This is a genomic window from Ancrocorticia sp. (assembly GCF_052089425.1).
GTDB lineage: Bacteria > Actinomycetota > Actinomycetes > Actinomycetales > Actinomycetaceae > Ancrocorticia.
In genome coordinates, this window is the sequence record NZ_JBQCZW010000028.1 from 12,199 (window position 1) to 34,578 (window position 22,380).

A 22,380-nucleotide genomic window follows, 5' to 3' on the forward strand; every position below is an offset into this window, starting at 1 on the left:
AGGATCTAGCTGGCGAAGTGCCCCGCTGTCTGTGTGGCCATGGGGTCAGAATAGTTGAATGGGGTGGCGGGTAGTGAAATGGCGTCAACGGCAAGTCAGAAATCGAAGGAAACGACTCAAAGGTAGCGCCGAAGATACTCGCGTAAAGCGGGGTCACAGACATAGACATAAGTTCCGATGATGCCGCGGGTGAGTAGAACGCCATAGATATTTCTGACGTACTGCAGCAGGTCGTGATCTGAGTAATTGATGCCGCGCTTAAGGTTGTCCTCCTTTCCTTTCTTATCGTGATATTCGGCGCGATCAAATGTGATTTTATGGTTTGAAGAGTCGTACCGCAGATCATTCCCAATGATGACGCCAGCGTAGTTCAGATCATAGCCTTGGACGGTGTGGATCGAACCCACTTCGTCACTTGAATGACGCGAGCTAATCCAGTCTCGCTCAGCGGAGTTCCAACGTAAGTGTGCGCCATCAACTTCTATGTCGAAAGCATTCTTATCCTTTTTGCTTCTCCATGGCCACGCGTATCCAGCTACGAGCCGTGACAGGCCGTGTTCTTCTTCTCGGCGCGCGATTTCCTGACGCATCAGATCTAGATCGTCGAAGAATTGGAGATCATACTCAGCGAAGGACTGGCTCGCAGCCGGTGGCTTGTCGCTCAGTATCGAGCGGATATATCCGACGTAGTCTTCATCGGCCGAGATTCGCATTTGTGACTCTAAGGGATACAGCCGATGATCTTTGGATGCTTTGGCAAGAACTTGCTCAGTGACTTGAGATGGTAGATCAGCGGGACGGACGCTCTGACCGGTGTCAAGCATCAGAATGAGGTGCTTAGTCTGTTCACGGAGCCAATCAAGCTGCGTAAGTTCCATGCTGTCTTCACCAAACAGCTTTTGATTTATCTCCGCAAACTGCTTATTGAGTGGCCCAGCTGATTGATTCGCCCGTTGGGTTAATCGGTGCGCTTCGTCCACGATAATAAGATCGAATTTCTCCTCGCTGAAGCCAACCTTGAATGGAGTCAAGACCGAATTCTTGTTCATACCAGGGGTAAGCTTAAACACCTTGGAAATTGACTCCCGCAGAGACTGCTGCGGCACCACGATCCCCATCTTCAATGAGCTGAGCAATTCCGCGTGACCGGGGGCAAAAAAGTCGCTAAAGATAGAGTCGCTGTCGAAAGGTTCTTCTACGTTGTGGTTTCGGATGTCTTCGAGCAGTTTCATCAAATAGATGGCAACAACAGTTTTTCCGGTCCCAGGGTTCCCTTGAACAACTATTTCGCTTTGGTCGCCAGATTCTAGGTCGCTAAAGAGCCCTTCTAGAATGTCCTCGACTGCAATTGCTTGGTCGTGATTCAGTGCTTTGAATGGTGAAAGTTTGAAAAGGTCGCTATTGATTATGGAGGGGAGTGTTCTCTGGAACAGATGCTCGTTGACCCGAAAGGCCTCAAAGACCTCTTCAAAGGTCTCCCGGTACGCGCCGCGATCGTAATAGTCAGCGTTAGTGATGCCCGCGTTTCGATTCAGTACTTGAAGGTGTCCATCTCCGGAAAACATTCGGATAAGGAAGGACTCAAGATCGAGGCAAGCAGACTTATTGAATCGCTGATCAAGTACAACACGAACCCACTCAAGGCGTTGTTTCTCGACCGAATCAAGGTGTTGGTGCATTCGGCTTTCAACGTTAAGTGACTCGCCGACGTAAACTTCTCGGTCATTATTCAATACATATACAACAGGCCAATTGCGAAGCCGTGGATCAAGAGCGCTCCACTTATCGATTTGGTCGGAGGTAAACTTCCCCTTCTCCAGCCTAAAGCCGGTCATATTTTGTGCTCCTGCCGCGAGCTTTCTCGACCGGGTACTTTGACTGAGTAGTCTCCAGCTTGGCTAAGACAATCGTCTCTGGGTCAAGCTTGAGCCGGTCTGCGAGGAGGAAGCAGTAAGTCAGAACATCTGCGAGTTCATCCCGCGCTGACTCTAGGTCTGCATCTCCCCATTGAAAACACTCGAGAAGCTCTGCGGATTCGATGCTGATGCTTTTCGCGAGATTTTCTGGAGTGTGGAACTGCTGCCAATCACGTTCGGCAACGAAATCGCGTAGTGTGTCGCGGACGGTTTGATCGTGCATGGTTCCAAGACTATCAATGATTTTTCGTGCTTAAACGATTCTCGCCGGATGACAATCTTGTCAACGATTTTGGTCGTCATCATATCCAGTGTGAGTGGCCAACGGAGCTGGACCGAGTTCCTAGCTCTGAAGGATCTTTCTGGTAGAGCATGCAAGTATCAAACCTCATAGGGAAGGCAGATGCGTCCGCCCCCAAGACGCAATGTGCCGGTTGAAACCGGATGGAGCCGTCCGGGGATCTATTGGGGTTCACTAACTGTGCCGCGAGACGCCTATATGCTGGCCGTTGCCAAAATACAAAAAGCAGTAGGCGGTACACTGCAAAGTCAGAAGTCCTGACGTGCAAAATCAGTCATCGGATCTAGGCACCACACGTCTCGAGTTTTCAGGGAGTTCATATCCGTGAATATTGCACATTCAAGTCTTCGGTGGTTGCATGCTTCTAGTTTCTGAACAATGGGACTACCCTAGCTCCCAGACACAACAGGCGCATCTGTACGTCAGCTGTGCCGCTTGAGCAGCACGGATTCACGCTTTGAATCTGCTCGTCCGCTGGCGGGGCAAGCCTGATAGCTGATCGGCATTGCAAGTGCGCAGATATTCATTTGGGTACACGAGGGGCGTCCTTGATTTAGCTTCCACAGGTTCCATAATCGAAGCGATATGGCAGTTGTAGTGAAGAAGTCCTGCTGTTGGGCACCAGCCAGAATGTTGACATATAGCCGTAGGATGGTGAATGGTTCACGCGCAGAATCGAGACAGCGCGATCTTTGTACGTTGCTCTGGGTCCAGATGCTTGATCAAGCATCTGGACCCAGAGCAAACCACAGTTCGGTTTTGGGGGAATATGCAGGAGAATCTTGGGCAATTGGCATTGGCTTTCGGCATTCTCTCTTCACTGCTGACAGCGATTTTAGCGCTATCGCAGCTTTCGCAGAATACAAGGATGAAGAGAATAAGCGAATGGGCAGGTAAACAGGCAAGCACATCAAAGGGCGAACGAGCTCATGATCTAGAAGGCCTAAGAAGGCGTGCGGAAGGACGGGTTATTGCACAAGCCTTGATTTCTGGTGAGGCCTATTTCTGGGTGCTTTGGGTCCTAGCGCTTCCTGTCGTTTTGCTTCTCGACTACTTTTGGATCCTGCAAAGTGAAAACCAAGCAGCGAGGTGGCTTAGCGATTACGGCCTCCTGTGGGTGTGTGTTTTTGGGGTCGTGTTCTTTCCGTTCGCTTTCACCGCTGCGGTCGAGACGGCCCAAGCGAGAAAACAGGCTGTAAAGGCCCACGTTGAAGGGACGGCCGTTACGCGGGTGTCACTGAGCCCACTGTCCCTTAAGGATTACTATGGCTTCAAGGAAATAGCCTTCGCGTTGCTCTGGTCTCTCGCGTCGGTACTGCTAGCTGTCGCATTGTGGCTGTTAATGCCGTGGATAGCGGGCTCATCTCTCAAAGTATCAATCTTCGGATCGATCTTGTTGGTCGTGAGCGGAATCCTGATTCTCCATTTGATCCTCGACAGTATTTCCGCTACCCGGCTTTATCCAACAAACGAACTGACATATGACGATACAGGACGTGACTAGCTGTTTTGTCTAACCTTACAAGTGCCGGTAGCCGAGCTTTGGCTTTCCCGTCTGATTGATTGGTTGCTTGAGTGATGCTTTTACTGTTGGTAGCCCCAAGATCTCACAAATGATTCTGGTTAATCCCGTTCGTGTAGGAAGTCCCGGAACTGGCTTTTCGCATGTCTAATTGGGGCTCATAGATATAGTCCGCAGGCATGGTCATCCTCACTTGCCTAGACAACAGTACATATGGGTCTGGTGCTTTTTGAACTCAAACGAACCTCTTGGTCGCAACACGCCATCGCTTTCATACGGTTCCCATGGCGTCTCGTTCAAATCGAGGTTTCTGGCGTCATTTTGCAACAGGCCCATATAGGGTCCTTGACGCAGAGAACACAACTATGAGGCAAGCAGTCTATGCCTACGAGAACATTGCAGCCGTACGCAAAAGCCCGAAATTGCTACAAGAAGACTACCGACTTGCGTATGGCGACGCTAGTATGTGCGGCGCTCCTACGCTGGAGGAGACGGTTACGCAATCGGGTTCGACTCAAAGAAGCTGCGCGGCTCCCTGCACATGAACTCGGAAACTGATCCTGACGATGTTGAGCCGAACTTTGGTAAGACTTCAAGTCTAGTACCCATCTCCTACGGGGAGGATAGAATTCCTCAAGTCGTTGACGCTTTGATCAATTGGGAAGTGAAGCAGCAAGGTCTTGGCGTGAGCAACGAAGCGACCTTGTTCGGAGGCGTAAAGCACCCAGCCTATAGTGATGAAAAAGAGGTACGACTAATAGTCTCGCCTCAGGGCTGCATCGAAGCACCGGCGCAGCTCAGGCAGGGGTGGCACCACCTAGTGCCGTATCTTGAATACTCGTTCGTCGAGGAGGCGATCATATCGATCAAGGTCGGACCGGGTCCGCATCAGGCACGAAACTTGAACGCTCTGAAGCTGTACCTCAATCCAGACGGCCGAGGTCCCGTTCACTACTATGACGAGATTACTGCCTCCTCAGTGCCTTATATACCGTAGCATCGCGAACAATCCTCGGCTGACCAATTAAGTCACAGGTGTGAATGGGAATCGTTCGATCGTGACCGAATGCTCGTTACTGGCCAGGTTGGCATACCTAGAAGAGATTAAGTGAATTATTGAAGCAACAAGTACTGTTACAACTCTGTTTTGCATGACAGACATTGGTAGGAGGAACTAGGTAATTCCGTTGTTGCGGTCCTTTAGTGGTGGTTGTATTTCAAAGCTGAGCGTTACGAGTCTGGTACCGCCCGCATGCCTTAGACTTCCAGTGGACACAATAGAGGGGCATTACACCAAGGAGAAGTCTGCACGATGTGGGTGATGTTCGCGCTGGGCTCCGCGCTGTTTGCCGGGGTTACCGCGGTTCTGGCCAAGCTCGGGATTCGCGATGTTGATTCGAATCTGGCCACTGCGCTGCGCACCATCGTGGTGCTGGTTCTCGCTTGGGCGATGGTGTTCGTGGTGGGATCGCGGGGCACGATCGGGGAGATTGACGGCCACACGTGGCTCTTCCTCGTACTGTCAGGCCTAGCCACTGGCGCCTCATGGCTCTGCTACTTCCGCGCCCTTCAAGTTGGCGACGTCAACAAGGTTGTCCCCGTAGACAAGTCCAGCACGGTACTCACGATGATTCTCGCCTTCGTATTTCTGGGGGAGCGTGTCAACGCGCTGGTTCTGGCCGCAATGGTAGCGATCGGCATAGGCACACTCCTCATGATCGAGCGGCGTCAAGCGCCGGCCCAAGCAATCGCATCAGCAGATCCGGTCGCAACGGCGGCCGCCGAAACGCACCCGAACACCGCTCCCGAAACCCTTCCAGACGGCACACATCCAGCGGGACAAAGCGCTGGCAGTTGGACCTGGCTCCTCTACGCGGGAGGCGCCGCCATCTTCGCTGCCCTCACCGCGATCCTCGGCAAGATCGGCATCGAGGATGTGGATTCCACGCTGGGCACGGCGATCCGCACGGCGGTTGTTTTGGTCATGGCGTGGCTGATCGTGTTCATTCAGGGCACACAGCGCCAGATCGCCACCGTGGACCGGCGCAGCTGGGCGTTCCTCATCCTGTCCGGCCTGACCACCGGCGCCTCGTGGCTCTGCTTCTACCGCGCGCTCCAAGAAGGCCCGGCCAGCGTGGTGGTGCCGATCGATAAGCTGAGCATTCTCGTGTCCATTGCCTTTGGGGCCATCGTGTTTGGTGAGCGCCTCTCCGCCCGCGCCGCCATCGGCCTAGCGCTCATCGTGGCGGGAACTCTCGCGTTGGTCATGTAGGAGTAATCCTCGCCGCATCTACAAACACCGGCACCATAGCCTTGTCTCAGCGCCGCCCCACCATTAGAGTCGAAATACCAGATGTGATCCGCATAACCCGACTAATTCCGCCAAAGTGGAATAGTCAAGTATTCAATCAAGTTATGTTTGGTGTAGCGCAGCGGACCGTCCGCCCGCGCATGGATAGGATAACTCAACATGGTAGATACAGCAGCACTGACAGGCAATTGGACCATCGATCCCGCGCACTCGCGCATCGGCTTCTCGGCTCGCCACGCGATGGTGACCAAGGTTCGTGGCACGTTCGACGATTTCGCAGCAACCGCTCACACCGATGCCGCAACCCCCGGCAGCTCCAACGTTGAGGTCACCATTCAGGCCGCCTCCATCAACACGAACAACGAGATGCGCGATGGCCACGTCCGCACCGGCGATTTCCTTGACGTGGAAAAGTACCCCACCATTACCTTCAAGTCCACCAAGGTTGAGCAGCTCGATGAGGAAACCGCCCGCATCACCGGGGATCTGACCATCAAGGACACCACGAAGGAACTCGCCATCGATTTCGAGTTCGGCGGCATCGCCAAGGACAACTTCGGCAACACCCGCATGGGCTGGGAAGGCTCCACCACCATCAATCGTCAAGATTACGGCGTGACGTTCAACCAGGCTCTGGAGACCGGCGGCATGCTGGTATCCGACAAGGTAACGCTCGATATCGAGATTTCCGCGACCAAGGTTGAGGACGCCGCCTGATCGCCCCTTTAGACTTCGCGCCCCCGTACGTTTTTCGTGCGGGGGCGCATTCTTTTTAACGACGACGACGAAAACCCATCCGCCACATACCCCTCTAGCCGGTGTTCTTCAGCCCGGCTGATACTCCGGAAACGGACAGCAGCAACAGATGCTGCCACTCGGGGGAGACGGGCTGGCCCTGAGGCTCGGAGCGCAGCACACGCAGGGCACGCAACTGGAGGAGGGAGAGCGCGTCCACGTACGGGCTGCGCATCTTGACCGCTTGCTGGAGGACGGGGCGGTTATCGATGATGCGCCCGCCGCCCGTGATGTCCGCGATCCAGCGGCGTGTGAGCGCCATTTCGTCCATGACCATCTCGGTGAAGTCCGGGCGGTCGCCCAGCTCCAAGTAGCGCCGCGCAATCCGCGTGTCGGCCTTGGCCAGGCTCATGCCCACGTTGTCCACCAGCGTGGTGAACAGCGGCCATTGGGCGTAGGCCTCGCGCAGGAGCTCCAGATCGCCAACCTCCTCAAGGGCGCTGCCCAACCCGAACCATCCGGCAAGGTTGATGCGGGCCTGGCTCCACGCAAACACCCACGGGATGGCGCGCAGATCTTCGAGGGATTCGACCGATAGCCCGCGGCGGGCCGGGCGCGATCCGAGGGCCAGAAGGCCGATTTCTTCCATCGGGGTGACGGTGGCAAACCACGGGGCGAACCCTTCGGCGTCCACCAGCTGTGAGAACCGGCGGCGCGAGGATTCATCCATGGTTTTGGCGATCGGGGCGAAACGCTGGGCGGCGCGGAGATTACGTTGCTCGATGGATGGGGCGGCGGCCAGAAGCGTCGCGGCTGCCACCTGATCGATGTGGCGCATCGCGATGGCGGGCTCCCCGTAGCGGGCGAAGATGACTTCTCCCTGTTCGGTCAGCTTGAAGCGGCCGTCAACAGAATGCGGTGGCTGGGCCAAAATCGCGGTGTTGGCCGGGCCGCCGCCGCGTCCGAGCGCACCGCCGCGGCCGTGGAACAGCGTGAGCTTGAGGCCGCGCTCCCGGGCCCACTGGGCGATGTTCGCCTGGGCTGCGTAGAGTGCGAGGTTCGCGGCAACGGGGCCTACATCCTTGGACGAATCGGAGTAGCCGAGCATCACTTCGATCTGCCCGCCAGTCTCCCGCAGGCGCGCAGCAAACTCCGGATAGGTGACGAACTCCGTCAGGATGCGGGTGGAGGCCTGAAGATCGGCGAAGGTTTCGAACAGCGGAATCACGTCCAGCACCGGGCCGGTTCCACCGGGGCCTACCGCGTAATGGGCGAGCTTGTACACGTTCGCCAGATCGTCCGCCGATTGGGTGAACGAGATAATGTAGCGGCCAGCCGCCTGAGGCCCGTAACGCTTTTGCAGTTGGGCGATGGTTCGGAACACCTCGAGGACTTCCTCAGTCTCCTCCGAGAGCTCGCCGCCAGCCTCGCATTCGGCCAGTGCTCGCCTGTGAACGGTGGAGTGCTGGCGCACTTCCAGTTCGGCCAGATGGAAGCCGAAGGTCTCCACCTGCCAGATGAGTTGCTGGAGATCGCCGTAGGCTTGGCGGTTGGCGCAGGCCTGAGCCAGCGAGTCCTGAGTCAGGCGAAGATCCCCGAGAAGTTCTTCTGGCCCTTCATATGCTAGATCGGCGTTGCGGGCGCGAGTGGCCTCGATCTTGCGCGCCACCAGCATGAGGACGCGCTTGTGTGGCTCCTCTGGCGCCTTCGTGACGGCGGCGGCCGAACCTTCCTCGTCCGCCGTGGTGAGCTGGCGCCAGCGTGACTTCAGCTCCGGGCTGGACGGTGTGGTTTCGGATGAGAGCGTGAGGGTACGTGCCACGCGGCGTGTGGACTGCTCAAGGCCACGCAGGATGTGGTCCGAGGAAATGGCCAGTGCCTTCTTGGTGACAGAGGCGGTGACGAACGGGTTACCATCACGATCCCCGCCCACCCACGTGCCGAGCCTAAGGAACGGCCTAATAGCCGGGGGAGTGAGGCCGGATTCGTCACCCTGCAGGGCGTCACAAATGCGGCGGTACACCTTGGGAACGGTGGTGTAGAGGGTCTCATCGAACACCGCCATGATGGAGCGGACCTCGTCCTCCGGGGTCGGCTGGTGTTCGCGCACCGGGGTGGTGCGCCACAGGGTATCGATCTCTTCTAGGAGCCGGCGTTCCAATCGGTGCTCGGATGTGGGGTTCTTCGGGGTGGCCTCGCGTTCGGCCATGTATTCGTTGATGCGGCGAATCGAGTTAGAGACGGCGCGGCGGCGCGCCTCCGTGGGATGCGCCGTGAACACGGGATGAAACCGCATCGAGGTGAGGCGGTTATGCGCGCGGTGTTCGCCGATTTCCTCGGCGAGCCGGCTGTAGGCACCCGCCACAGTGTCCGTTCCGTACAGATCTGAGTCCGTGTTTTCGGTCGGGTTCGCGTTCAGGAGGCGAACGCGATGGAACTCCTCGGCAAGGTTGACCAAATGGAAGTACACGGTGAAGGCCCGCGCTATTTCATCCGCGCGCTCGATCGTGAATGACTCCACGATCGCCTCGGCCTGCTCGAAGGCGCCCGCCGTTTCGTCTGAATAGGCGGCGATCATCGCTTGGCGGAGCCGCTCCACATCCTCGTACAGCCCAGACGATCCGCTTTCGCGCAGCACCCGGCCGAGTAGCGAGGTCAGAAGGCGTACATCGCCGCGCAGCTGTTCGGGTAGCTCGCCGCCAACGCCTGCGGCGCGCCCGCCTAGCGTGGCGGCTGGCGTTACATTCTCTTCAGACATGGCCAACATCCTAGGCGTGCACCTAGGACTTCTGGCCTAACGTTTCGCGGAGCGAGCAATGGGCGTTGATCACATATCAGAAGGGGATGACGACGGCGGGAACCTACGTGCGTACGGAAGGTTCCGTCGTCGTCGAAAAATAGTGGTTAAAGGACGAAGGTGAAAGCGGTATAGAAACCGAAAAGAATCAGGTGGGCGAGGCCGCCGGCGATCCGCGGGGTGCCTCTGAACGTGGCGAGCGTGAGGGCCATCGTGGCGCCGAAGATGACGAGGTTTGCGGTGCTCTCGGCCAGAACCACGTCTTGGTTGGTCAGGACGCCGATCATCAGCACGCTCGGAATCGTCAGGCCGAAGCTGGAGAGCAGGGCGCCGTGGCACAGGTTGGAGACCCGCTGGGGCTCACCGCGGTGGGCCGCCTTGAAGGTGGTGATCGTTTCTGGAAGGAACACGATGGTGGCGATGATGGCCGCGGGGAGGGCGGTGGGCAGGGTGAAGCGTTCGGCCGTCAGTTCGAGGAGCGAGGCCATGTCGTGCGCCAAAATCACGATCGGGACCGCCGTGGCCAGAAGGAGGAAGGCGCGTAGGGGAACCTCAGGGGCGCGGGTCACCGACGTGCGGGGCGGTTGTTCTGTGGCGGAAGCAGGGTTGGGGCTGGTGGACGTCTCTTGGTAATCGCGATGGCGCCTACCCAGCTGGAGGTAGAGGAAGCGGCTGTAGAAGATCGCGACGGTTACGGCGATGGCGATGGATTGAACGGGGGTGTAGGTGAACGCGACTGGTACGAGGAACGCGAGCGCTCCGAGGGCCATGATGCGCCACACATAGGCGCGGATGCCGGCGGGGTTCGGGGCGGCGCTTGAGCGGCGCGCGGCCATGATGATCAGCGCGATTCCGGCCACGAGGTTCATGATGATCATGGAGACCGTCATGATTGAATCGCGGGCAATTTCGGCGTGGTGGCCTGGGCCTAGCATGACGGCTGAGATCAGAACTACTTCGATGATCACGATGGACAGCGTGAGGATCAGCGTTCCGTAGGGATCGCCGAGGCGGCGCGCCAGGCCTTCCGCCTGTGCCACTACTCCGAATGAGCACAGGATGATCACGCCAATGAGCGCGGCGAGGATCGCCAGCGTTGCCGGTGTTGCGGGGTGATCGGGGATCAGCGGCGCCAGAAGGAGGACGATCCAACCGAGCGCCAAACGCCCGAGCGCAAGGGGAGTGGCCACTTTGGGAGAAGACACGATACATCAACTTCTGCGGGGCCGTCCCCGCTTGTGTAGTCATCCCGCGGGCCGTCCCGCTGGCTTCTTGCGCGATAAGTATACCGGACGGGGCGTGGACGCGATTGGCAATAGGCGGCGCGCGATGCCTAGGCTGAAGAGGTGTCTCACTTCTCCGCCCACGGCAGTGATGATCTGCCAGATCGAGGTACACCGAACGAGGGCCGGTCACATTCCGGCGAGCAATCCACGGTGCACGAAATTGCCGACGGCTGGCGCACGATTCTCCCCGCTGCGCTCGCGGCAGTGCCGCTTGGGTTGGCGCTGGGAGTGCTGGTTATCCAGACGGGACTTGAATGGTGGTGGGCGCCGATCCTCTCGGCGGTCGTATTCGCGGGATCCATGGAGTTCCTGCTGCTGGGGCTGGTTGCCGCTGGCACGCCACTTCCACAGATTGCAGTGAGTACCTTGCTGGTCAATTTCCGGCACGCGTTCTACGCGCTGTCGTTCCCTCTGGAGCGGGTCAAGGGAATTGGCTGGAAGATGTATGGAACGTTCGCGTTGACCGATGAGGCCTACGCCGTCTCCTCTGTACCCGAGGCTCACACGTGGTCTCGTACGAAGATCATCGCGCTGGAGGCGTCGTTTCATTTGGCGTGGACAGTTTGTGTAACGGCTGGAGCGTTGCTCGGCACTCTCATCCCGCCCGAGATCAAGGGCTTGGACTTCGCTGCCACAGCGCTGTTCATCGTGCTGGCTATCGAGGGGTACAAGGCGCACCGTTCGGTGCCTATCCCGCTTATTGCGCTGGCGTGCGCCGGTGTTGGTGCGGTGATTTCGCCGGCTAACATGCTACTCATCTCGATGATCATCTTCATCGCGTGCTTGATGGTGATGTATGTGCTGCGCGGGCGGCAGGAGCGGAATGCGCGCGGATCGGAGGGAACGAACTTATGACGCATGGATATGTTCTCGCGGCAATTCTGGTGACGGCGGGTGTCACGTGGGCATTGCGGGCCCTGCCGTTTGCGATCCTCGCCCCGCTGCGCGAAAGCAATATTCTGCGCTACATCAGCGAAGCCATGCCGGTGGGTGTCATGATCCTGCTGGCCGCCTACACCCTGCGCGACACAGCGCTGAATGTGGCGGCGATCAGTTCTGCGGCGCTCGCGGTGGGAGTGACCGTTGGTGTGCACCTGTGGAAAGGCAACTCGCTGATCAGCATTTTCGCGGGGACGGGCGTGTACGTGGTGCTCGCCTCGACGCTGCTCTAGGGGGCGAACGGTTAGAGGGTATCGATCAGGTCACGCACAAGCTGTGATGGCGTTACGTGGCGATCATGCGCCGCTGCATCTAGCTTGCTGCGCCGCTCACGATCGAGCCGCAGAGTGAATGGCTTCGCCTCGGTGCCCACACTCACAGGACGTCCAGGCGTTGGTGGCCCATAGTGCTCTCCGGTGTAGGGGACATCCGCCTCTGCATCGGCTGCCCAGCGCTCGATGTCCTCTTCGGTGAACTCGGTTCCATTAACGTCCTTGTAGGTTTTCATATCGTTCACCTTCCTAGGCCTAGTTCTTTCAAAACGCTCTTCGACGGTGGAGCGCAGTGGAAGATTAACCACTCATCCAATTCACGTTCTACGGCGACGAACTCTAGCAGCCTTCCGTTGTTGTCGATGCCAACTCCAACGTACTGTACGGGATCGGTCTTACGTGCCACCTTTGCGATGGCGGAGTCGAAGACTGTGACGGCATCGGTGTCTTGGATCTCTGGTCTTTTCGCGTGCACACGCGCATGAACGCGAACCTTCACCGTGGCCTCCAAAATCTATTTTGTAAGACATAAGTGTAGTGCGAGAATGACAGCTTGGGAAGGGCTCCCCACTGCTAGTGTTTTGGCGTTGACGCTGCTATAGGGATCCGACGTTGGCCATACTGATAGACCAATGTTGTCAGCTCAATGCTTATTACGGATGCATGGCACTACGAACTGAAGACTTGATTCGAGAAGGTTTCTCTGTGGATGAGAAATAGGTGTGAAAGGACAGATTAGCGAAAGCGTGCTCGAGCGCGGTCTAGGCAGTTAATTTAGAGGTGCAAGACCAAACGCAATGCTGCGTCAATCGACCGGAGTTCTTGAAAATCGAGGTGCCCAGCTAAGTCACCGAGTCGGCTTGGATCCACTGCGCGGGGCGCGCGAGGTCGGCAGATGTCACCACGCACGCGACGTCTCCATATCACGTAGAACCTGCGCAGCCTCTGCTCGATCGTTTTCCTCGGCAGCCAGTGCCTCGGCCTCCTCGCGTGCACGCTTCTGTACGTTGCGCACGGCGGCCTCTATGATTGCGTTGCGAATCGCTACTTGTACGAGAGTGCCATCAGCGGTGAGGTCGGCGAGTGCGTGTCGCGTCTCGTCGTCGGCAAAAAATGTGATCCGGGAGGCCATGAATCCAGTATCTCCCAATCCAAGAGCCGTGAGAAGTGGGATAACACCGCTCATAGTGGCTACGTAACCCATGTGTTACGTTGAACGGGTGACGTCCAAGCCCGAATTGAGCACGACTGCCCGATCCATCGCGGAACTCGCGCGCCGCATTCACGATTCTATGAGCAGTGTGGTGAGCGGAAAATCGGAGGCCATCGATACCACGATTATGACGATGCTCGCCGGCGGACACCTTCTGATCGAGGACGTTCCGGGCGTCGGTAAAACAACCCTTGCCGCGGTGCTGGCCCGTTCAATCGAGGCGAGTGTGCGGCGCATCCAGTTCACATCGGACATGCTTCCAACCGACGTCACGGGCCTGTCCATCTATGACCAGACCAGCCAAGAGTTCCGATTCCATCACGGGCCCATATTCGCCAATGTGGTGATCGCCGATGAGATCAACCGTGCCACACCGAAAACTCAGTCCGCTCTGCTTGAGGCGATGGGGGAGCGGTCCGTAACTGTTGACGGCCACACATTCACGTTGCCTGAACCGTTCATGGTGGCCGCCACCCAGAACCCGCAGGATATGGAAGGAACGTTTCCGCTTCCCGAGGCCCAACGTGACCGGTTCATGGCAAGGATATCGCTCGGCTACCCGGATTCAGGCTCTGAACTGAGCATGCTGCAGGCACGCGGAAGCGTTGATCCGGCAAGTCGTGTTACCGCGGTGGCACGCACCGCCGAAATCCTCCAGGCTCAGCGCGCCATCGCAGACATCCACATGGAGGATGAGGTAGCGCAATACCTGATCGCGATCGTGGCGGCTACCCGCGATCATTCGGGAATCGCTCTAGGAGCTAGCCCGCGAGCCACCTTGCACTTAGCACGGATGGCGAAGGCCCGGGCTGCGATCAACGGCAGGCCATTCGTTACGCCTGACGATGTTGCCGCGCTCGCCCGCATTGTATTGCCACACCGGCTCATGGCACGCGGGCGATTTGCCTCCGTTGCCGAAAGCATCAACGCGTCCAGCGAGATCATTTCCGACATCGTGGCGCGCATGCCACTTGGATAAGCCGCGATGATGTTGACGCTCACTGGCCGCGGATGGGGATTCCTGAGCTTGGCAATTCTGCTCTGGATCGGATCCCGGTCAGTTGGCCTGCGCGATGTGTGGAGTTTCGGCATCCTCATTGGTGCCTTCGTTGTGGTGAGTGGAGGCGCGGCGGCCACTGCAGCCTGTGCACGATTAAGCGCCACGCTCACGCCTTCGCTGCCGTCCCCAACGCTCGGCGATACCGTTGCCGTCAAGACTCGCTTCTCCCACCGCTTGCCGTGGCCGGTTCACGTGATGGCACGCTGGCGGTTCGGCCCAGAACCAGAAATACTCACGCGAGAGGTGGACATTCCCGCGGGCGATGGCTGCTCCGTTGAGGTTCCGTGGGTGCCGCCGAGACGCGGCGTCAACGGGTTCAGGCTGGATTCTCTCACGATCCTCGGCCCGCTCGGCCTCGCTCGGCTCCGGCTCAAGAGAAAGGAAGCGGGCCACCTCCTTGTGCATCCTCCGATCCTTCCGCAGGTTCCCGCCCCGTTTGGAGAGTATCTGAACGGCACCGATAGCCCGCGCACTGCCAACGTTTCGGCACATAACACCGGCGAGCCCGCAGGGGCCCTGCGCGATTATCGCGATGGCGATGCGATGCGTGAGGTCCACTGGAAGCAGAGTGCCAGGCAGGGCCAATTGCTGGTCAACCTGCCGGATACGGAGCAACTGCCTGAACAATCGTTGTGGCTCGAAACCTCCCCGGACGCCTATCCGGATGATGATTCTTTCGAGCTGGCGGTGGCTACCGCGGCCACCATAGGCAGCGATCTCTTGAACATGGCAGACGTTCTCGAGTTCAACAACCACCATCGAGTTCACAGCGAATCCGAACTTCTGCGCCTGCTTGCCAGAGTGGACCGGGGCACCGCCAGCGAAGATGCCGGAGGCGAGGAAGCGGGGAGCCGCGGCGCTGGCACGATAGTCACGGCCACCGTGACCCCAGAACTACACAGGTCCTTGACCCGCATGGGCGAACCCAGTTCCGGAGTGCTGTACGTGCAGGAGGGCTCCCCAGATGGAGGCCACCAGGAAGTGGCCACCGCCAGCGATTGGCACATTGTCACGGTACCTGGGGAAGGAATGCCACGCATCGCCCCGCCGCACGCCACGGCAGATTCCGAGCCAGCCCCGGCAACGCGAATCCAAATTCTGCTGGGATCTGTGGCCGTATTCGGGTTGTGGATGCTGGCGATGTGGAGTTTCACCGGGGTGCTGGAACCGGGAGGATGGCTTCCCAAGGCCGCCGCACTAGCCGCCATCCTGATTTTTGGAGCAGCGGCTTTGCGCGCGCTCCGCCCGACGCTTCGCCCAAGTGCCGCTCTCACCTCCTTGTTCGTGGGGCTGGCGGCGGCCGCGTGGTGGTCCTATGACGCCGGACGGCTTGAGGGATGGTGGAACAACCACCGCTTCCTCTTCGAGGCAATTGGTCAGGAGGTCTATTTCGGCTCACCACCTATGGAGGTGGGAGGCGCCATGGAGGATCTGGTGCTGTTCCTGTTCCTTCTGGGCATTGTGGTCAGCACACTCTTCCTGATCGGCGTGGACTGCTTTGTTCTCAGCGCGGTGATGCCCGCCATTGCCATGCTGGTGCCGGTGACGGTGCTCAGCGAATCGTTGCCAGCTCCCATGCTCGCGGGTGCCGCCCTCCTGACCGCACTCCTCGTATTTGCCGGATCGCCGCGCCGCAACCTAGGCGCCGTAGTAGCCGCCCTAACCGCGCTAGCACTAGCCGCCGCCACGGTCGCGTGGGCACCAGCCTCCACCGACCGGGTGTGGAATCAGGCGAACGTCAGATCTCCCGTATCCTCCACCGTTCCCGATGTGACCGTGGCGCTCGGCCAAGATCTCCGCGAGCGCAGCGATGTGGTTGCCTTTACCTACGAGGGGGCGAGCGGCCCCATGAGATTCCCGCTTGCCACGCTCTCCGAGTTCACTCAGGGCCGTTGGCTGCCTCAAGACCAGATCAACGCCGGGGGCACCGATGTCCGAACGGCCAGAACCCCGGGCACGCTCACCCCCGAGGTGCTCGGAAGTCCTGAGACGATCGGCCCCGAACAGATGGGCGCCACCCAGCCCGTCACGATCACGATCGAGGGTTTGGTGAGCGAATGGCTGCCGATGCCCCATTCGCCCATACTGGTTGACGGCGTGAGTGAAAACTTCGATCCGGCGGACTGGATCTGGATGGAAGAATCGAACACCGCCCGCAAGGAGTCTGGCGGAACGCGCCGCGGCGATGAGTATCAGGTGTACGCGATGACCCTAGAACCAGAGATACTGGAGGTCCTGAGCGACGGCGCGCTGAGCACTTACCCAAATCCGGATTCAGCCCCCGAGCATCTGCAGCCCTACCTCGAACTGCCGGGAACCATCCCAGCCGCCATCTCCGAAACAGCCGAGGACGTCACGGCGGGAGCCGAAGGAAGCGTGGAAATCGCCACGGCTTTGCAGGAGTATTTCCGCAGCGGCGAGTTCGGCTATGACGAAGAAGCGCCCTACGAACCCGGGATGGATAGCGGGGATCCGTACGCCGTGATGGAGGCTTTGCTGGAGCAAAAGACTGGCTACTGCGTTCACTACGCCTCAACTTATGCAGTCATGGCACGCAGCCTCGGCATCCCCTCGCGTGTGGCGGTGGGGTATGCGCCGTTCAGCAGCACGGGAGCCTCAACACAGGTGCGCGGGGGAGAACTCCACGCCTGGCCCGAGATCTTCGTTGAGGAGGCGGGTTGGATCCCCTTCGAACCGACCCCCGGTGGTCCCGGAGGCGCCAGCCCCACGCAGGACCAAACCGCGCCAACCGAAGAGAGCACCACCGAATCCGCCGCGCCCACGGACACCGCAACGTCAGATTCTTCCCCCACCCAGACCCAGCAGCAGGACGCCAGCCACGACCCACCAACTCAGACGCCCGAAACCGACGCCCCCGCATGGCAACGATTCGCCCCGTGGGTGATTGTCGCGGCCCTCCTAGCGCTCGCGATCCCCGCGATGGCCCGCGCCGCCCGCACCATTGGCCGCCGAAACCGGAGCGCCACCCACGCATGGGCAGAGGTGGAGGAGACCGCCGTGGACCTGGGCCTAGACGCGAGCGATCTGCGCGCCCGCACCGGCGAGGCCGTGATCGAACACCTTGTAGCCACCCGTATGCTCATCAACCCAGATGCCATTGCCGCAGCTCGCGCGATTCTGGCCGCCGCCGATAAAGAACAGTACGGCGCGCCCGGTGATACCGCGGCCCCCGATCGCCCTGCCCCGCACCCGGACAACCTCCGCACCGTCCTAGCCGAACTGCGGCGCCAATCCAGCCGCCGCCTGCGCGTGAGCGCCCGCCTGTGGCCCCGGTCATTAGTTCATCGCGGCGCGCGTATATCGTGAGCTTCGCCGTCGTCGTTAAAAAAATATATTGAACTCATCACGGAACGCGCTCAAACCGGAGTTGTTCCAGAATAGGGGTTATCCTAGTGCTATGAACGGACCGGATTTCAAGGAAGCGCTGCGTGGAGCAGGGCTGCGGGTGACCTCGCCTCGTCTGGCGGTGCTGTCCACGATCTCGCGGCGCCAGCACGTGGACGCGGAAACGATCATCAGCGACGTTCGCACCCAACTGGGGAAAGTCTCCCAGCAAACCGTCTACGATACGCTGCACGCGCTTTCGGGCGTGGGCATTTTGCGGTGTATGACGCCTGATGGCGGCGCCTCGCTCTACGAAATTGAGCATCACGATAACCATCATCACCTGCTGTGCCGCAACTGTGGGCGCCTGATCGACGTCCCGTGCGCCACCGGCGATGTCCCGTGCATTCACCCGCCCGAAGAAGGCGATATCACCATCGATTTCGCCGAGGTCATTTACCACGGGCTGTGCGCGGATTGCACGGCGCAGGACAAGTAAGTGGGCGGGGCCAGAAGCAGGTCCATCGCCATTTTTAACGACGACGACGAACCCATCCTCCAACCCCGCCCCGACAAGTAGGTGACCGGTGTGGCGGCCTATTAATCGTCCGAGACAGTCACCGTAACCTCGATGTTGCCACGTGTGGCATTCGAATACGGGCATACCTGATGGGCCTCATCTGCGAGGGTCTGAGCCGTGTCATGATCCACGTTCGGGATCACAACTTCAAGCGCGACGGCCAACTGGAAGCCGCCCTTGCCGTTATCGCCAATAGAGACCTTCGTGCCAACAGTCTCGTCTTCCATCTTGACCTTGTGGCTTGAGGCCACGCTAATGAGCGCCTGATGGTAACAAGCGGCGTATCCGCAGGCGAAGAGCTGCTCGGGGTTCACGCCCTTGCCGGATCCGCCCATTTCCTTCGGCGGAGTCATATCGAATGAGAGCGAACCATCCGCCAACTGGACCTTGCCGCTGCGGCCAGCGCCGGTTGAAAGTGCTTCTGTCGTGTACTGAGCTTCCATCATCATTCCTTACGTGCCGATGTTGTGGTTCTCTTTTAGGGCTTTGGGCCCGACTTCCCTTCGAGTCTCCCGCCTTATGTGCTCGGACACAAGGGGATATGCGCGATCATCCACCATGAGCGAAAACTCTGGTGTGGGCTGCGGGGTGGCGGAACGGCGTTATTAGGCTTGGGGTGGCGGGCGGTGCTTTGGGTGCTGGAACTATGGTGCTGGAACTTTGAGCGCCGCAACGCCGAGGTTACGAAGATACGAAGGCCACGAGGCTACGAGGCTACGAAGGACCAGTTATGACCCACGCACTGTTTGACCCGCTCACGCTGCGGGACACCACGATCCGCAACCGGATCTGGATTCCGCCCATGTGCCAGTATTCGGCGGAGAAGCAGGACGGCGTGCCTACATCGTGGCACCTCATGCACTACGGCTCGTTCGCGCGGGGCGGGGCCGGGTTGGTGACCGTGGAAGCCACGGCGGTTGTGCCCGAGGGGCGGATTACACCGCAGTGCCTAGGGATATGGAACGATGAGCAGGCGCGGGCCTTTGCGCCGATGACGGAGCTTATTCATTCGCAGGGCGCGAAGGCGGCGATTCAGCTGGCTCACGCTGGGCGGAAAGCATCCACGTGGAGGGAGTGGCCGGGGGAAGCGGGCGGGACTGGTGCTCGACCTGGCTCTCGATCTGGTTCGGTTTCGGTGGAGGACGGCGGCTGGCAAACGGTCGCACCATCCGCCGTGGCTTTCGGTGATCTTGCCGAACCGCGTGAGCTGACGGTTGCGGAGATCGGGGAGCTTGTACAGGCATTTGCGCGGGCTGCGCGGCGGGCCGTTGATGCCGGGTTTGATGTTCTCGAGATTCACGGGGCGCACGGGTATCTTGTCCACGAGTTTCTATCGCCTGCCTCCAACATGCGGAGCGACGAATATGGTGGCGACATGGTGGGCCGGGCGCGTTTCCTGCTACAGATCATCGATGCCGTTCGCGCCGAGGTTGGCGAATCCATGCCGATCATCGTCAGGCTGTCTGGGACCGAGTGGGCGCCAGAGGGCTACTCCATGGAGGAGATCATCGATCTGAGTAAGTGGTTGGGAACGCACGGGGTAGATTTCCTCTCCATCTCCACGGGCGGAAACATCTCGGGCGCTGGCATTGCGGTGGGGCCCGGATATCAGGTGCCCACCGCCGAAACCATTCGTGAGGGCTCTCATATGCCGGTTGGGGCTGTCGGCGTTATTGTGGACCCAGCGCAGGCCGAACAGATTGTGGCGCTTGGGCAGGCCGACGTAGTGTATCTCGGGCGCGAATCCCTTCGCGATCCCAACTTCCCGATTCGGGCGGCGCGGGCGCTTGGGTTTGACGAGCCCTACATTCCGCCGCAGTACGCGCGGGCGTTTTAGGGGGCTGGATCGCGGGGGTCCGGTTCACGGGCGTCCTGCTCACGGCGGTGGCAGAACATACGTAGGCCGCGAACCTATCCGAAAGGTACGCGAGAACCTATCCGAAAGGTAGTGGACACGATGGAGACCTCGAAGAACACATCGAAGTTGCCCAACTGGCGGTGGGATGGACTCAGCACCATGGGGGCCATCGCCGGAATTGTGCTGGGGTGGATTTGCGCGTCACTCTTCGCTAACCCTTCGCCGATCGGCTGAGGGAACAAGGGTAGGCAGAGAAAATGGGCGATTCGATCGGTGTACACGGTGTCCGGATCGGGCACTGGACGGATAGTGATGCCCAAACTGGGTGCACTGTTATCGAGTTGCCAGAAGGAACGGTGGGCTCCGGTGAGGTGCGCGGTGGAGCCCCTGCCTCCCGGGAACTCGATCTACTTGCTACGGACAAAGCTGTGGAATCCGTTGACGCCATTTGCCTGACCGGTGGATCGGCGTTTGGACTAGCGGCCGCGGACGGCGTTATGCAGTACTACGAAGAGGCCGGACGGGGCGTTCCCACTGCTGCCGGCAACGTGCCGATCATCCCGACGCTGGGCATTTACGATTTGGCTGCCGGGAATGCTGGCGTGCGCCCAACTCGTGAATCCGGATATGCGGCTGCCCAGGCCACACGGAGCGATCAGGACATTCAGGTTGTGCGTGGGCGGGTTGGGGCCGGCGCCGGGGCCTACGTGAGCCAGTGGCGCGGTGCCGATCGCAAGCCCGGCGGATTGGGGTACGCCGAATACCGCCTCGGGGAGCTCGTGGTTTGTGCCATCTGCGTGGTCAATGCGTTTGGTGATATCGATTTGGGTGGGGCACCGATCTCGCTCGAATCGGCTGAGCTCATTACCCAGATGGTTCCCACGCGCACTCACACAACGATCGGCGCTGTCATCACCAACGCGAAGCTAGACAAAGTTGGCTGCCACATCCTTGCTCAGGGCGCCCACGACGGCTTGGCGCGCGCCATCACCCCGCCCCACACACGCTTCGACGGCGACGCCTTCATTTCCGCCGCCACCGGGGAGATTCCTGCGCAGATCGACGCCGTGCGGTTACTTGGCGTTGCCGCCGTGACCGATGCGATCCGCAGTGTTGCGGGGTTATCCGAGTAGAGTCGGGGTTTTTCCGACGACGGCGGGGCCTTCCGTTCGCACCACCGCTTGCTTTGGGTGGTGGTTGCGTTCGTTCGCGGGCTGGCGGACCGCTGGTTCGTCTATCGTTCTTGGCCTGATCCGTCAATTATTCTTCTCCTAACGCCATGCCTTGGACTCTTCCTCCTTTCTGCCTGACAGTTTGCCAAGTCTTTGGCGCTGTCGTGATCCTCGTGGTGTCCCCAGAATCAGCCCTGTGGATGGGTGCGGAAACGTGTTGGAGGGTGCCTATAGGCTGGATGGTATAGAACAATCGTTTGAATCTGGATGGTTCTACCAGTCTAGGTGCTTGCTTTCGTCAGAATGTGTGGGAGGGGTCTTCTAAACTGGAGGTAGTAGAACAAAGGTTTGGAACACAAATTGGTCGGGGGTACTCCGTACAGGCGGGATCTCAACCATTGCAACGGAAGCAGGCAGGGAGGTGGAGAGCGTGGAACTAGAGGGCACGGTGGCGGGTCGTGATATCAAGACGGCTGCCATGGACAAAATTCGCCGCGGGATCACATTGTTGAGCGCCGGAGCCAACGATCTGCCTGTCGCTAGCCTGAACCTAGCTGAAAGTGTGGACCTGATCGGGAACCTGAAAACCCTCGGTCTGACACTGGATGGGTTGACGATGGCCGCAACCGGGCATGTTACCGCGTTGCAGGCAGCCCGGAGGAAGGCTCAAGAAGACGCTGTATCACCCGATTCCCCAGACTCACCGTCTGGTGTGGAGCCGTTGCCGGGCCCGGATCGGACGATGCATGACCTGATCGCTAACAGCGGTAAGTCGTCTCGTAAGCAGGCTGGTGCCGAAATCTCACTCGCGAATCTTGCGACCGAGTCGTTTCCGGGGTTTGTTGCCTCCATGCGCAGGGGAGAGATCTCTGCCGACTACCTGAGCGTGCTTAAGCAGGTCGCCCGCACCCCAGACCTCCTCACCAAGGCTGAGACAGACGAGACTAGGTTGTTGGCTCTTGCTCGTGAGTTGTCGGTTGATGAGTTTCGCAAGAGTATTCGGGCGTGGTTGTTTCAACATGCTCCACAGATAGCTGAGCGTGAGGTCACACGTCAGGAGCGTCAAGAAAAGT

At 59.3% G+C, this 22,380-nt stretch carries 19 protein-coding genes; 12 read left to right on the top strand and 7 right to left on the bottom strand.

Translation table 11 applies throughout. The features are described from left to right. Positions 1–116: 116 nt before the first annotated feature. A complete protein-coding gene (locus ACTHV6_RS09160) occupies positions 117–1,835 on the bottom strand; it encodes a DNA/RNA helicase domain-containing protein (protein ID WP_441387099.1) in 1,719 nt (572 codons plus the stop codon). Continuing rightward, positions 1,822–2,139: a nucleotide pyrophosphohydrolase gene (locus tag ACTHV6_RS09165; protein WP_441387100.1), complete on the bottom strand. Its 318-nt coding sequence runs from the start codon at positions 2,137–2,139 to the stop codon at positions 1,822–1,824. The genes ACTHV6_RS09160 and ACTHV6_RS09165 overlap by 14 nt, the downstream gene beginning before the upstream one ends. Before the next feature lie 847 nt (positions 2,140–2,986). On the opposite strand from ACTHV6_RS09165, the gene ACTHV6_RS09170 reads away from it, so the two are divergent. The 4 genes from ACTHV6_RS09170 to ACTHV6_RS09185 all read left to right on the top strand — a co-directional run bounded on the left by ACTHV6_RS09170 (position 2,987) and on the right by ACTHV6_RS09185 (position 6,767). After that, positions 2,987–3,721, top strand: coding sequence for a hypothetical protein (locus ACTHV6_RS09170; RefSeq protein ID WP_441387102.1), 735 nt, complete (start codon positions 2,987–2,989; stop codon positions 3,719–3,721). Between the two features lie 484 nt (positions 3,722–4,205). Further along, complete coding sequence (locus ACTHV6_RS09175) at positions 4,206–4,736, top strand: DUF2971 domain-containing protein (RefSeq protein ID WP_441387104.1); 531 nt, start codon at positions 4,206–4,208, stop codon at positions 4,734–4,736. A gap of 315 nt (positions 4,737–5,051) precedes the next feature. Then, a complete protein-coding gene (locus tag ACTHV6_RS09180) occupies positions 5,052–6,011 on the top strand; it encodes an EamA family transporter (protein WP_441387105.1) in 960 nt (319 codons plus the stop codon). A 198-nt stretch (positions 6,012–6,209) separates the two neighbouring features. Continuing rightward, positions 6,210–6,767 (top strand): YceI family protein, encoded by a 558-nt coding sequence (locus ACTHV6_RS09185; RefSeq protein ID WP_441387106.1) that lies wholly within the window; start codon positions 6,210–6,212, stop codon positions 6,765–6,767. 94 nt (positions 6,768–6,861) lie between these two features. On the opposite strand, the gene ACTHV6_RS09190 is transcribed toward ACTHV6_RS09185, so the two are convergent. Together ACTHV6_RS09190 and ACTHV6_RS09195 are read right to left on the bottom strand one after the other, a co-directional pair. Next, positions 6,862–9,543: a phosphoenolpyruvate carboxylase gene (locus tag ACTHV6_RS09190; protein ID WP_441387107.1), complete on the bottom strand. Its 2,682-nt coding sequence runs from the start codon at positions 9,541–9,543 to the stop codon at positions 6,862–6,864. Positions 9,544–9,689: 146 nt separating this feature from the next. Continuing rightward, the gene (locus ACTHV6_RS09195) at positions 9,690–10,787 is read right to left on the bottom strand and encodes a calcium:proton antiporter (RefSeq protein ID WP_441387108.1); all 1,098 of its coding nucleotides are present in this window, start codon (positions 10,785–10,787) and stop codon (positions 9,690–9,692) included. 141 nt (positions 10,788–10,928) lie between these two features. Here ACTHV6_RS09195 and ACTHV6_RS09200 point away from each other — a divergent pair, with 141 nt between their 5' ends. Both ACTHV6_RS09200 and ACTHV6_RS09205 read left to right on the top strand, forming a co-directional pair. Further along, positions 10,929–11,723, top strand: a complete 795-nt coding sequence (locus ACTHV6_RS09200) for an AzlC family ABC transporter permease (RefSeq protein ID WP_441387110.1) — start codon at positions 10,929–10,931, stop codon at positions 11,721–11,723. Further along, complete coding sequence (locus ACTHV6_RS09205) at positions 11,720–12,040, top strand: branched-chain amino acid transporter permease (protein WP_441387112.1); 321 nt, start codon at positions 11,720–11,722, stop codon at positions 12,038–12,040. The genes ACTHV6_RS09200 and ACTHV6_RS09205 overlap by 4 nt, the downstream gene beginning before the upstream one ends. An 11-nt stretch (positions 12,041–12,051) precedes the next feature. Here ACTHV6_RS09205 and ACTHV6_RS09210 read toward each other — a convergent pair whose 3' ends face one another. Together ACTHV6_RS09210 and ACTHV6_RS09215 are read right to left on the bottom strand one after the other, a co-directional pair. Then, a complete protein-coding gene (locus ACTHV6_RS09210) occupies positions 12,052–12,315 on the bottom strand; it encodes a CopG family transcriptional regulator (protein WP_441387114.1) in 264 nt (87 codons plus the stop codon). Positions 12,316–12,977: 662 nt separating this feature from the next. Then, the gene (locus ACTHV6_RS09215) at positions 12,978–13,265 is read right to left on the bottom strand and encodes a hypothetical protein (protein ID WP_441387116.1); all 288 of its coding nucleotides are present in this window, start codon (positions 13,263–13,265) and stop codon (positions 12,978–12,980) included. 34 nt (positions 13,266–13,299) lie between these two features. Here ACTHV6_RS09215 and ACTHV6_RS09220 point away from each other — a divergent pair, with 34 nt between their 5' ends. From ACTHV6_RS09220 to ACTHV6_RS09230, 3 genes are all read left to right on the top strand, one after another. Continuing rightward, positions 13,300–14,271: an AAA family ATPase gene (locus ACTHV6_RS09220; protein ID WP_441387117.1), complete on the top strand. Its 972-nt coding sequence runs from the start codon at positions 13,300–13,302 to the stop codon at positions 14,269–14,271. A 6-nt stretch (positions 14,272–14,277) separates the two neighbouring features. Continuing rightward, the gene (locus tag ACTHV6_RS09225; RefSeq protein WP_441387118.1) at positions 14,278–17,679 is read left to right on the top strand and encodes a transglutaminaseTgpA domain-containing protein; all 3,402 of its coding nucleotides are present in this window, start codon (positions 14,278–14,280) and stop codon (positions 17,677–17,679) included. A gap of 91 nt (positions 17,680–17,770) precedes the next feature. Beyond that, positions 17,771–18,196 (top strand): Fur family transcriptional regulator, encoded by a 426-nt coding sequence (locus ACTHV6_RS09230; protein ID WP_441387120.1) that lies wholly within the window; start codon positions 17,771–17,773, stop codon positions 18,194–18,196. Positions 18,197–18,297: 101 nt separating this feature from the next. Here ACTHV6_RS09230 and ACTHV6_RS09235 read toward each other — a convergent pair whose 3' ends face one another. After that, positions 18,298–18,720, bottom strand: coding sequence for an organic hydroperoxide resistance protein (locus ACTHV6_RS09235; RefSeq protein WP_441387122.1), 423 nt, complete (start codon positions 18,718–18,720; stop codon positions 18,298–18,300). A 287-nt stretch (positions 18,721–19,007) separates the two neighbouring features. On the opposite strand from ACTHV6_RS09235, the gene ACTHV6_RS09240 reads away from it, so the two are divergent. From ACTHV6_RS09240 to ACTHV6_RS09250, 3 genes are all read left to right on the top strand, one after another. Beyond that, positions 19,008–20,114, top strand: a complete 1,107-nt coding sequence (locus ACTHV6_RS09240; protein WP_441387124.1) for an NADH:flavin oxidoreductase/NADH oxidase — start codon at positions 19,008–19,010, stop codon at positions 20,112–20,114. Between the two features lie 278 nt (positions 20,115–20,392). Then, positions 20,393–21,268 carry a P1 family peptidase gene (locus ACTHV6_RS09245; RefSeq protein ID WP_441387126.1) on the top strand — a complete coding sequence of 292 codons (876 nt, stop codon included), beginning with the start codon at positions 20,393–20,395 and terminating at the stop codon, positions 21,266–21,268. A 517-nt stretch (positions 21,269–21,785) separates the two neighbouring features. Next, the coding region (locus ACTHV6_RS09250) for a hypothetical protein (RefSeq protein WP_441387128.1) at positions 21,786–22,380 on the top strand (595 nt) is incomplete at its 3' end.